Annotated in this window: 10 protein-coding genes; 8 read left to right on the top strand and 2 right to left on the bottom strand. The window is 57.2% G+C overall.

Features of this window, described 5'->3' with window-relative positions:
• Window positions 1-66: 66 nt before the first annotated feature.
• From SPG90_RS19000 to pckA, 5 genes are all read left to right on the top strand, one after another.
• Window positions 67-2,202: an intracellular growth attenuator family protein gene (locus tag SPG90_RS19000; RefSeq protein WP_047173946.1), complete on the top strand. Its 2,136-nt coding sequence runs from the start codon at window positions 67-69 to the stop codon at window positions 2,200-2,202.
• A gap of 67 nt (window positions 2,203-2,269) precedes the next feature.
• On the top strand, window positions 2,270-2,953 hold the full coding sequence (yrfG, locus tag SPG90_RS19005) for a GMP/IMP nucleotidase (RefSeq protein ID WP_032662264.1): 684 nt from the start codon (window positions 2,270-2,272) through the stop codon (window positions 2,951-2,953).
• Window positions 2,950-3,351 (top strand): ribosome-associated heat shock protein Hsp15, encoded by a 402-nt coding sequence (gene hslR / locus SPG90_RS19010; RefSeq protein ID WP_023309491.1) that lies wholly within the window; start codon window positions 2,950-2,952, stop codon window positions 3,349-3,351. The genes yrfG and hslR overlap by 4 nt, the downstream gene beginning before the upstream one ends.
• Before the next feature lie 17 nt (window positions 3,352-3,368).
• The gene (hslO, locus tag SPG90_RS19015; RefSeq protein ID WP_161495995.1) at window positions 3,369-4,253 is read left to right on the top strand and encodes an Hsp33 family molecular chaperone HslO; all 885 of its coding nucleotides are present in this window, start codon (window positions 3,369-3,371) and stop codon (window positions 4,251-4,253) included.
• 357 nt (window positions 4,254-4,610) lie between these two features.
• On the top strand, window positions 4,611-6,230 hold the full coding sequence (pckA, locus tag SPG90_RS19020; protein ID WP_023309493.1) for a phosphoenolpyruvate carboxykinase (ATP): 1,620 nt from the start codon (window positions 4,611-4,613) through the stop codon (window positions 6,228-6,230).
• A 163-nt stretch (window positions 6,231-6,393) separates the two neighbouring features.
• Here the strand turns inward: pckA and envZ are convergent, their stop codons facing one another.
• Together envZ and ompR are read right to left on the bottom strand one after the other, a co-directional pair.
• Window positions 6,394-7,740 (bottom strand): two-component system sensor histidine kinase EnvZ, encoded by a 1,347-nt coding sequence (gene envZ / locus SPG90_RS19025; RefSeq protein WP_023309494.1) that lies wholly within the window; start codon window positions 7,738-7,740, stop codon window positions 6,394-6,396.
• On the bottom strand, window positions 7,737-8,456 hold the full coding sequence (ompR, locus tag SPG90_RS19030) for a two-component system response regulator OmpR (RefSeq protein ID WP_001157751.1): 720 nt from the start codon (window positions 8,454-8,456) through the stop codon (window positions 7,737-7,739). Before ompR ends, envZ begins: the two co-directional genes overlap by 4 nt.
• 232 nt (window positions 8,457-8,688) lie before the next feature.
• Here ompR and greB point away from each other — a divergent pair, with 232 nt between their 5' ends.
• The 3 genes from greB (at window position 8,689) to feoA (ending at window position 12,146) form a co-directional block, all read left to right on the top strand.
• Complete coding sequence (greB, locus tag SPG90_RS19035; RefSeq protein WP_047173947.1) at window positions 8,689-9,162, top strand: transcription elongation factor GreB; 474 nt, start codon at window positions 8,689-8,691, stop codon at window positions 9,160-9,162.
• A gap of 88 nt (window positions 9,163-9,250) precedes the next feature.
• The gene (locus tag SPG90_RS19040) at window positions 9,251-11,581 is read left to right on the top strand and encodes a Tex family protein (RefSeq protein WP_322408273.1); all 2,331 of its coding nucleotides are present in this window, start codon (window positions 9,251-9,253) and stop codon (window positions 11,579-11,581) included.
• Between the two features lie 337 nt (window positions 11,582-11,918).
• A complete protein-coding gene (gene feoA, locus SPG90_RS19045) occupies window positions 11,919-12,146 on the top strand; it encodes a ferrous iron transporter A (RefSeq protein ID WP_008503050.1) in 228 nt (75 codons plus the stop codon).
• Window positions 12,147-12,175 lie beyond the last annotated feature (29 nt).

Below are 12,175 nucleotides of genomic sequence, written 5' to 3' on the forward strand. Positions count from 1 at the left end.
GACTCTCATTCAATGTAAAGGTGCTACTGACTACACCTGTAAGAAGATAAGTAAGATGGGGAAAGCATGAGCACCATTTTGATTGTTCTCGCTGCTATGCTGGCCGGCGCGTTTGTTGCAGGATGGTTGTACAGGCGCCGCGTACAGCGCCGTTATCGTCTGCCCTTTTTAAATGCATTTGCGGGTGCGAGCACGCGTAAACTCACGCAGGACGAGCGCGATGCGGTTGAAAACTATCTCGAAATCCTGAACCGTACCCAGTTAACGCCTGGCCCAACGGGAGCCACTGCTGCGCCCGTCGCGCTAAAGCTTAATGCGCAAAGTGATACCGTGCTCTGCGTGACGCGCTCCATCACGCGCTATGGCATCACCACTGATGACCCCAACAAATGGCGTTATTACCTTGATTCCGTCGAAGTGCATCTGCCCCCGTCCTGGGAGCAGTACATTAATGACGAAAACAGCGTTGAGCTGATTCACACCGATTCATTGCCTCTGGTTATCACGCTTAACGGCCATACGCTGAATGAATACCTTCAGGAAGCCCCGCGTTTTGCGCTGGAACGCGCGAGTTCAACACAGGCGTCCATTCGTGGCGAAGAGACAGAGCAGATCGAACTGCTGAACATTCGCCAGGAGACGCATGAAGAGTACGCCCTGAGCCGCCCGGACGGCATCCGTGAAGCCATTCTGATCGTTGCTGCCTTCCTGCTCTTTTTTATCTGCCTGCTCACGCCGGATGTGTTTGTCCCCTGGCTGGCTGGCGGTGCGGTGCTGCTGCTGGCCGGCGGGCTTTGGGGTCTCTTTGCCCCCCCGGCCAAAACCTCGTTGCGCGAGATCCACTGCCTGCGCGGGACGCCAAAGCGCTGGGGCCTGTTCGGTGAAAACGATCAGGAGCATCTCAACAATATCTCGCTCGGTATTATCGACCTGATCTACCCGCGCCACTGGCAGCCGTGGATCGCGCAGGACTTAGGGCAGAAAACCGACATTGATATCTACCTTGACCGCCACGTTGTGCGCCAGGGGCGCTTCTTATCCCTGCATGATGAAGTGAAAAATTTCCCGCTTCAGCACTGGCTACGCAGTACGGTCATTGCTGGCGGCGCCGCGCTGGTCTTAGCCATGCTGCTGCTTTTCGTGCCGCTGGATATGCCCATTAAATTCACCCTGTCGTGGATCAAAGGGGCGCAAACCATTGAAGCGAGCAGCGTCAATAAACTGGATGAAGCCGGTGTACGCGTGGGGGACACGCTGCGCCTGAAGGGGACCGGGATGTGTAATATTCACACGCCGGGGGCGTGGAACACGCGTCAGAACTCGCCGTTCATGCCGTTCGACTGTTCGCAAATTATCTGGAACGACGCGCCGCCGCTGCCGCTGCCGGAATCCGAAGTGGTGAACAAGGCCACGGCTCTCACCCAGACGGTTAACCGCCAGCTGCACCCGAAACCGGACGATGATTCGCGCGTCAGCCCCGCGCTGCGCTCGGCCATTCAGAAATCAGGCATGGTTCTGCTGGATGATTTTGGTGACATCGTCCTGAAAACGCAGGATTTATGCTCCTCTCAGGATGAGTGCATACGCCTTAAAAACGCCCTGGTAAACCTGGGGAACAGCAAAGACTGGGACTCGCTGGTGAAACGCGCCGAAGCGGGACGACTGGATGGCGTTAATGTCCTGCTGCGTCCGGTGAGCGCTGAATCGCTGGATAACCTGGTTGCCACCTCGACGTCGCCGTTCATGATGCGCGAGACCACCCGCGCGGCTCAGGCGCTGAACAGCCCGGCGCCGGGCGGCTTTGTGATAGCAAGCGATGAAGGCAGCGACCTGGTCGATCAGCCCTACCCGCAGGTTGCGCTTTATGACTACCCGGCTCAGGAGCAGTGGAGCCAGTTCCAGCGCCTGGCGCAGATGCTGATGCAAACGCCGTTCAGCGCCGAAGGGATTGTCACGAGTATTTATACCGACGCCAACGGCACTCGCCATATCGGCCTGCACCGGATGCCGGATAGCGCAGGCTTGTGGCGTTACATCGGCACCTCTCTGCTAATGACCGCGATGCTGATCGCCATTTTCTGGAACGGCTTTATGGCCCTGCGCCGCTACCAGCGCTCGCGCACCCGGCTTGCCGACATCCAGCAGTATTATGAAAACTGCCTCAATCCTAAGCTGATCCCCTCGTCTGAGAGCCTGATCTGATAACGTCGTTGCGCGGCAAGATGTGCTACCCTGTCGCGCACGTTTCTTCTGGCTGGAGTTCCCCCTTATGCATCTTGATATCGCCTGGCAGGAGGTAGATACCGTTCTGCTGGATATGGACGGCACGCTGCTCGATCTCGCCTTTGATAACTATTTCTGGCAAACGCTGGTGCCTGAAACCTATGGCGAGCAGCAGGGGATCTCCCCGGCAGAAGCGCAGGCATTCATTCGTTCGCAATATAGCGCGGTGCAACATACGCTAAACTGGTACTGTCTTGACTACTGGAGCGAGCGCCTCGGTTTGGATATTTGTGCCATGACCACCGCCCAGGGCCCGCGCGCCGTTCTGCGCGAGGACACCGTGCCCTTTCTGGATGCGCTGAAAGCAAGCGGCAAGCGCCGTATTTTGCTGACCAACGCGCATCCACATAATCTGGCGGTGAAGCTGGAGCATACGGGCCTGGCATCGCACCTTGATTTATTACTTTCCACCCACACATTTGGTTATCCGAAAGAGGATCAGCGGTTGTGGCATGCGGTGAGGGAAGAGACGGGTTTGCAGCCAGAACGTACGCTGTTCATTGATGACAGCGAGCCCATTCTGGATTCCGCGGCAAGATTTGGCATTCGCTACTGTCTGGGCGTGACCAATCCTGACTCTGGCCTGGCTGAAAAAAGCTATCTGCGCCACCCTGGACTAAACGACTATCGCCAGATGATCCCCTCACTGACCGTGAAGGAGACGCCATGAAAGAAAAACCCTCTGACGGGGTAAGACTGGATAAATGGCTGTGGGCAGCGCGTTTTTATAAAACACGCGCCCTTGCCCGCGAGATGGTTGACGGCGGAAAAGTGCATTACAACGGCCAGCGCAGCAAACCGAGCAAGCTGGTTGAGCTGAATGCCACCTTAACGCTGCGTCAGGGCAACGATGAACGTACTGTGGTGATTAAAGCCGTTACCGAACAGCGTCGACCTGCAGCGGAAGCCGTACTGCTTTATGAAGAGACGGCGGAGAGCATTGAAAAGCGCGAGAAGACCGCGCTGGCGCGCAAAATGAACGCGCTGACGATGCCCCACCCGGACCGGCGACCGGATAAAAAAGAGCGCCGCGACCTGATGAAATTTAAACACGGTGAGACTGATTAACCTCACCCGCACGAGAGATGAAAATGGCCCAACACGACCAATTACACCGCTATCTGTTTGAACAATTCGCCGTGCGCGGCGAGCTGGTCACCGTATCCGAAACCTGGAAACAGATTCTGGAAAACCACAACTACCCGCTGCCGGTGAAGACCCTGTTGGGCGAACTGCTGGTTGCCACCAGCCTGCTGACGGCGACGCTGAAGTTTGCCGGTGATATCACCGTGCAGCTGCAGGGTGACGGCCCGATGACGCTGGCGGTAATCAACGGCAATAACCAGCAGCAGATGCGCGGCGTGGCGCGCGTTCAGGGCGACGTGCCTGAAAATGCAGACCTCAAAACGCTGGTGGGTAATGGCTACCTGGTGATCACCATCTCCCCTGAGGAAGGCGAGCGCTATCAGGGCGTGGTGGGCCTGGAAGGCGATACCCTGGCAGCTTGCCTGGAAGATTACTTCATGCGTTCTGAACAGCTGCCGACGCGTCTCTTCATCCGCACCGGTGAAGTGGACGGTCAGCCTGCTGCCGGCGGTATGCTGCTGCAGGTTCTGCCTGCGCAGGACGCACAGACCAATGACTTTGAGCACCTGGCGACGCTGACCGAAACCATCAAAGCGGAAGAGCTGTTCAACCTGTCGGCGACCGACGTGCTGTGGCGTCTGTACCACGAAGAAGAAGTGACGGTTTACGATCCGCAGTCCGTGGAATTTAAGTGCACCTGCTCCCGCGAGCGCTGCGCTGGCGCGCTGAAAACCCTGCCGGATGAAGAGATCGACAGCATCATGGCGGAAGACGGCGAAATTGATATGCACTGTGACTACTGCGGTACGCACTACGTGTTCAATTCGATGGATATCGCTGAGATCCGCAATAACGCCTCCCCGGCGGATCCGCAGGTTCACTAAACCCCTTTCCCCTCACCCTAACCCTCTCCCCTTTGGGAGAGGCTGGTGTGAGGGGCAAAAACCCCCGCTTAAGCTGAATCGTTTTCCTTATGTAACTCTTACGTAATTTTCTTACGTGTATGCGATTACATTCACATTCTTTCCGATAAAATCACCACTCTTTAACCTTTTCGGAACATTTTCCCCAACCAAAAAGCGATTCCTGCGATAATCCGCCTGCGCTGTGACTGGAGTCGCAGCGTTTTCCGTTAGTAAGGGTTTTGTCCAGATGCGTAAATCTATGAGCCCCGTCGCGGTTAACAACCTCAGAAAAACCCTACAATTTCAGGCAGTACATATTGGCTAAGGAGCAGTGATATGCGTGTTACTGGTTTAACCCCGCAAGATCTCAAGGCTTATGGTATTCACGACGTCCAGGAAATCGTCTACAACCCCGACTACGATACGCTGTATCAGGAAGAGCTCAATCCAGCACTGGAAGGATACGAGCGTGGTGTGTTGACGAATCTTGGTGCTATCGCCGTCGATACCGGTATCTTTACCGGTCGTTCGCCGAAAGATAAGTATATCGTCCGAGACGAAACCACCCGCGATACGCTGTGGTGGGCTGACAAGGGCAAAGGGAAGAACGACAACAAACCGCTCTCCCCGGAAACCTGGCAGCACCTGAAAGGGCTCGTCACCCATCAACTTTCCGGCAAGCGTCTGTTTATTGTCGACGCTTTCTGCGGCGCTAACGCCGATACCCGTCTCTCCGTGCGTTTTATCACTGAAGTGGCCTGGCAGGCGCATTTCGTGAAAAACATGTTTATTCGTCCAACCGACGAAGAGCTGCAGGATTTCACCCCGGATTTCATCGTGATGAACGGTGCGAAATGCACTAACCCACAGTGGAAAGAGCAGGGTCTGAACTCCGAAAACTTTGTGGCCTTCAACCTGACCGAACGTATCCAGCTGATCGGCGGTACCTGGTACGGTGGCGAAATGAAGAAAGGGATGTTCTCGGTCATGAACTACCTGCTGCCGCTGCGCGGTATCGCCTCCATGCACTGCTCGGCTAACGTCGGTGAAAAAGGCGACGTGGCGGTATTCTTCGGCCTGTCCGGCACCGGGAAAACCACCCTGTCCACCGATCCAAAACGTCGCCTGATTGGCGATGACGAACACGGCTGGGATGACGACGGCGTATTCAACTTTGAAGGCGGCTGCTACGCGAAGACCATTCGCCTGTCTGAAGAGGCCGAGCCGGATATCTTCCATGCGATCCGTCGCGATGCGCTGCTGGAAAACGTCACCGTGCGTGCCGACGGCTCCATCGACTTCGACGATGCGTCGAAAACGGAAAACACCCGCGTCTCTTACCCGATCTACCACATCGACAATATCGTGAAGCCTGTGTCAAAAGCGGGTCATGCCACGAAGGTCATTTTCCTGACGGCGGATGCGTTCGGCGTGCTGCCTCCGGTGTCTCGCCTGACGGCCAGCCAGACGCAGTACCACTTCCTCTCCGGCTTCACCGCCAAGCTGGCGGGTACCGAGCGTGGCGTGACGGAGCCAACCCCAACCTTCTCCGCCTGCTTCGGCGCGGCTTTCCTGTCGCTGCACCCGACGCAGTACGCTGAAGTGCTGGTGAAACGCATGCAGGCATCCGGCGCGCAGGCCTACCTGGTGAACACCGGCTGGAACGGTACCGGCAAACGTATCTCTATCAAAGATACCCGCGCGATTATCGACGCCATTCTGGATGGTTCTCTGGACGACGCCGAAACCTTTACGCTGCCGATGTTTGACCTGGCGATCCCAACGTCGCTGCCGGGTGTGGATACGCATATCCTCGACCCACGCAACACGTACGGTTCTCCGGAGCAGTGGCGCGAGAAAGCGGAATCGCTGGCGAAGCTGTTTATCGAGAACTTCGAGAAGTATACCGATACCCCGGCGGGTGCTGCGCTGGTGAGCGCAGGACCGAAGCTGTAGGTAAAAACAAAAAGGCAACGAAAGTTGCCTTTTTTAATGTTTTCTCCCTCTCCCGTGGGAGAGGGGCGGGGTGAGGGCATCAGACCGCAGAGACCGCATTTTGTCGGGTGGCGGCTTCACTTTACCCGACCTATAAAAAAGGGTGGCAATTGCCACCCTTTTTTTAACTCTCTTTCACCTGCCCCCGCGTCACCGGTACCGGCAGCCAGGCGCGAATGCTCAACCCACCCCGCTCGCTGGTGCCAATCTCCAGCAGTCCGTTGTGGTTATCGATGATACGCTGAACAATTGCCAGACCTAAGCCCGTGCCGCTGGTGCTGCGCGCGCTGTCGCCGCGCACAAACGGCTGAAACAGATGCTTACGCTGCTCGGGCTTGATGCCCGGACCGTCGTCTTCCACCTGGAACCAGGCGCGGTTGAGTTCAGACCCGCTGCTGACTTTAATCCAGCCATTGCCGTAGCGCGCCGCGTTGACCACCATGTTCGCCACTGCACGCTTAATGGAGAGCGGGTGCATGCGTACCTGAATCTCACCCGCCTGCAGGTCGGTATCAATTTCACGCTCGTAGCCGCTTTCCGCAGCCACCACCTCGCCCAGCACCGCGTTCAGATCCGCCATCTCCATCGGCATCTCCTGCCCGGTGCGCAGGTAGTCGATGAACTGCTCGATGATGGCGTTACACTCTTCGATGTCTTTGTTGATGGACTCTGCGAGATAACCGTCCTCTTCCCCCATCATCTCCGTCGCCAGACGAATACGCGTCAGCGGCGTGCGCAGGTCATGGCTTACGCCCGCCATCAGCAGCGTACGATCGTCCGCCAGCTGCTTCACGCCTGCCGCCATATGGTTAAACGCGCGCGTCACCGAACGGACCTCCGAGGCGCCATACTCGCGCAGAGGAGGTGGAATAATCCCTTTACCGACCTGCAGCGCGGCGTGCTCCAGGTCGACCAGCGGTCGGTTCTGTATACGGATAAATAGCCACGCACCGCCTATCGCCAGCAGCATAATCGCCAGGGTGTAGCGGAACAGCGGCGAGAAGTCGCCCTGATGGATTTCGGTCAGCGGAACGCGCACCCAGATATTGGGTGACAGCCAGGTTTTCAGCCAGACGACGGGCGAGCTTTTGTTGACCTCAACGCGCACTTCCGTCGGGCCGCCCAGCTGCTGCGCCATCTGCTGGCTGAGAAATTCGTAGTGCTGCGCCCAGCGCAGGCCAGCGTCTTCCGCCGCTTCGTTGGAGTAGAGCGAAATGCCCAGCTCACGGTAGATTTCACGGCGAAACGCCGGGGGAACGACGAGCTGCGTGCCGTCCTCCAGCTGCAGTTTATCGGTCATCAGCATACGGACTTCGTAGGCCAGGACCTTATTAAACTGCTGGAGGCTCGGCAGGATCGCAAAGTTCAGCACCACCAGATAGGTCGTCACCAGGCTGACGAACAGCAGGGTGACGATCAGTAACAGGGTGCGGGCAAACGAGCTACGCGGCGAGAAGCGCATTCGCCTCATGCTTTAGAGCCGTCCGGGACGAACACGTAGCCCAGACCCCATACGGTCTGAATATAACGAGGATGAGCAGGATCTTCTTCCACCATGCGGCGCAGGCGAGAGATCTGCACGTCAATAGAGCGTTCCATTGCGGAGTATTCGCGACCGCGCGCCAGGTTCATCAGCTTGTCACGGGAAAGCGGTTCACGCGGGTGGCTGACCAGCGCTTTTAGTACCGCAAACTCGCCGCTGGTGAGCGGCATTGGCTCGTCTTCACGGAACATCTCGCGCGTGCCGAGGTTCAGCTTGAACTTGCCGAAGGCGATGACGGCTTCTTCCTGCGACGGTGCACCAGGCAGTTCGTTCGCCTGACGGCGGAGAACAGCGCGAATACGCGCCAGCAGTTCACGCGGGTTAAACGGTTTTGGAATATAGTCGTCCGCGCCGATTTCGAGGCCCACGATACGGTCAACTTCCTCGCCCTTCGCCGTCACCATGATGATCGGCATCGGGTTGCTCTGGCTGCGCAGACGGCGGCAAATAGAAAGCCCGTCTTCGCCAGGCAGCATCAGGTCGAGAACCATCAGGTGGAAAGATTCACGGGTCAGCAGACGGTCCATCTGCTCAGCGTTCGCGACGCTACGAACCTGGAAGCCCTGCTCGGTCAGATAACGTTCCAGCAGCGCGCGCAGGCGCATGTCGTCATCCACGACCAGAATTTTGTAGTTCTCTTGCATTGTGTGTACTCCCAAAGGTTCGGATAGTCTTTGTAACAGCGTATTCTAAAAAAGTGCACGTATTCGACCAGTTAATTCTGGTATAAATTCTAGTCGAAATTGTTACAAAGCATATTTAACAGCAGCTTATCTGCTCATTTCATCACATAAATCATTATTAATCCTGTCTGTTACACTGTGTGGTACGTATTGTGCGCAAGACAGTTAACCGGCAGGCAGCAAAGGCTTTACCATGAAAACGCCCCTGATCACCCGCGAAGGGTACGAAAAGCTCAAAAAAGAGATGGATTACCTCTGGCGCGAAGAGCGTCCTGAAGTAACCAAAAAGGTGACCTGGGCGGCAAGCCTGGGCGATCGCAGCGAAAACGCTGACTACCAGTACAACAAAAAGCGGCTGCGCGAAATTGACCGCCGGGTTCGCTATCTGACGAAGTGCCTCGAGAATCTCAAAATTGTCGATTACTCCCCGCAGCAGGAGGGCAAAGTGTTCTTCGGCGCGTGGGTGGAGATTGAAAACGACGATGGCGACACCCTGCGTTTTCGCATTGTCGGCTACGATGAAATTTTTGGTTGTAAGGATTACATCTCCATCGACTCCCCGATGGCCCGCGCGCTGCTGAAAAAGGAAGTGGGCGATCTGGCCGTCGTTCAGACCCCTGGTGGTGAAGCCAGCTGGTACGTCAATGAGATCGTCTACGTAAAATAGTCCGAGAGCGCCCTCCCCGGCTGGCATTTTGCCGTGTCAGCCCGTATAACTATCCCCTGATTTTTTCGACTCAACAGATGATAAAGCCATGATGAAAGATTCGCTCTGCCGCATTATTGCGGGTGATATTCAGGCCAGAGCCGAACAGGTAGAAGCTGCCGTTCGCCTGCTTGATGAAGGGAACACCGTGCCGTTTATTGCACGCTATCGTAAGGAAGTCACCGGCGGTCTGGATGACACGCAGCTGCGTAACCTGGAGACCCGTCTGGGCTATCTGCGCGAGCTGGAAGAACGTCGTCAGGCGATCCTCAAATCCATCGGCGAACAGGGCAAGCTGACCAGCGAGCTGGAAAGCGCCATCAACGGCACCCTGAGCAAAACCGAACTCGAAGATCTCTATCTGCCGTACAAACCGAAGCGCCGCACGCGCGGGCAGATTGCGATTGAAGCGGGTCTTGAGCCGCTGGCCGACCTGCTGTGGAACGAGCCGTCCCACGACCCGGAAACCGAAGCGGCGAAATTCATCGACGCCGACAAAGGCGTAGCGGACACCAAGGCCGCCCTCGACGGCGCGCGCTACATTCTGATGGAGCGCTTCGCCGAAGACGCCGCCCTGCTCGCTAAAGTGCGTGATTACCTGTGGAAGAATTCCCACATCGTCTCTACCGTCGTCGCGGGTAAAGAGGAAGAAGGCGCGAAATTCCGCGACTACTTCGATCACCACGAACCGATCTCTACCGCCCCTTCACACCGCGCGCTGGCGATGTTCCGCGGCCGCAACGAAGGCGTGCTCCAGCTCTCCCTGAACGCCGACCCGCAGTTTGACGAGCCGCCGAAAGAGAGCCACTGCGAGCAGATCATTATCGACCATCTCGGCCTGCGCCTGAACAACGCCCCGGCGGACAGCTGGCGCAAAGGCGTGGTGAGCTGGACCTGGCGCATCAAGGTACTGATGCACCTCGAAACCGAGCTGATGGGCACCGTGCGCGAGCGCGCCGAAAATGAAGCGATTAACGTCTTCGCCCGTAACCTGCACGACCTGCTGATGGCCGCCCCTGCCGGCCTGCGCGCGACCATGGGTCTCGATCCGGGCCTGCGTACCGGAGTGAAGGTCGCTGTGGTGGACGGTACCGGCAAGCTGGTGGCGACCGATACCATCTATCCGCACACCGGCCAGGCAGCGAAAGCGGCCGTCGTGGTGGCGGCGCTGTGCGAAAAATACAACGTCGAGCTGGTTGCCATCGGCAACGGTACGGCCTCACGCGAAACCGAGCGTTTCTACCTCGACGTGCAGAAGCAGTTCCCGAAAGTGACGGCGCAGAAAGTGATCGTCAGCGAAGCGGGGGCATCCGTCTATTCCGCGTCCGAGCTGGCGGCCCAGGAGTTCCCGGACCTGGACGTTTCCCTGCGCGGTGCGGTCTCTATCGCACGCCGCCTGCAGGATCCGCTGGCGGAGCTGGTGAAGATCGACCCGAAATCCATCGGCGTGGGCCAGTATCAGCACGACGTGAGCCAGACTCAGCTGGCGCGCAAGCTGGATGCGGTGGTGGAAGACTGCGTAAACGCCGTCGGCGTTGACCTGAACACCGCCTCCGTTCCCCTGCTGACCCGCGTGGCGGGCTTAACCCGCATGATGGCGCAGAACATCGTCGCCTGGCGTGATGAGAACGGCCAGTTCCAGAACCGTCAGCAGCTGCTGAAGGTGAGCCGTCTGGGGCCAAAAGCCTTTGAGCAGTGTGCAGGCTTCCTGCGAATCAACCACGGCGATAACCCGCTGGATGCCTCCACCGTTCACCCGGAAGCGTACCCTGTGGTGGAACGCATTCTGGCCGCCACCCAGCAGGCGCTGAAAGATCTCATGGGTGACAGCAGCGCCCTACGCAACCTGAAAGCCGTTGATTTCACCGACGACAAGTTTGGTGTCCCAACCGTCACCGACATCATCAAAGAGCTGGAAAAGCCGGGCCGCGATCCGCGTCCTGAGTTCAAAACGGCGACCTTTGCTGACGGCGTGGAAACCATGAACGACCTCCTGCCGGGCATGGTGCTGGAGGGCGCGGTGACCAACGTCACCAACTTTGGCGCGTTTGTGGATATCGGCGTGCATCAGGACGGTCTGGTGCATATCTCTTCCCTCGCCGACAAGTTCGTTGAAGACCCGCACACCGTGGTTAAAGCGGGTGACATCGTGAAGGTCAAAGTGCTGGAAGTGGATCTGCAGCGCAAGCGTATCGCGCTGACCATGCGTCTGGACGAGCAGCCGGGCGACACCAGCGCGCGCCGCGGCGGCAATGGCAGTGGCCGCGAGCAGCAGCGCCCGGCCGCGAAAGCGGCAAAACCGCGCGGACGTGATGCTCAGCCTGCTGGCAACAGCGCGATGATGGATGCGCTGGCGGCTGCGATGGGTAAGAAACGCTAAGGCTGTCAATGCCCCTCACCCTAACCCTCTCCCCAAAGGGGAGAGGGGATCGCACGGTGCGGTCTTTTCCCCTCGTCCTCATAGGTGGGGGGAATAAATTCATATCGAAATATATGAAACCGATTGCATAGCCATATTTAAACCACGAATTATCACCCCGTTAACAAATACTCCCCTTTTCGTTTTCCAGGCAATTCAGCAAATATTGAGCAAGGTCAAACAGGCCGTAAATTAATACCGTAAACAACATTCCGTCACAGTTTTAATATTGCTGATAAAAACTATTCTCATTATCATCCCATAGTAGATAATTTAACCTTTCGTGGAATCAGGCGTTATGCAATTCACTCCAGACAGTGCATGGAAGATTACCGGTTTTACCCGCGAAATTAGCCCGGCCTATCGGCAAAAGCTGCTGTCGCTGGGCATGCTGCCCGGCTCGTCATTCCAGGTCGTGCGCGTGGCGCCGCTGGGCGATCCGGTTCACATCGAAACCCGCCGCGTGAATCTGGTGCTGCGTAAGAAAGACCTCGCGTTAATAGAAGTCGAAGCCTTATCCCGATAACAAGCCAGCGGTTTCAGTGAGTCTAAAAA

The sequence above is a fragment of the Enterobacter sp. D2 genome, from assembly GCF_034427575.1.
GTDB lineage: Bacteria > Pseudomonadota > Gammaproteobacteria > Enterobacterales > Enterobacteriaceae > Enterobacter > Enterobacter cloacae_M.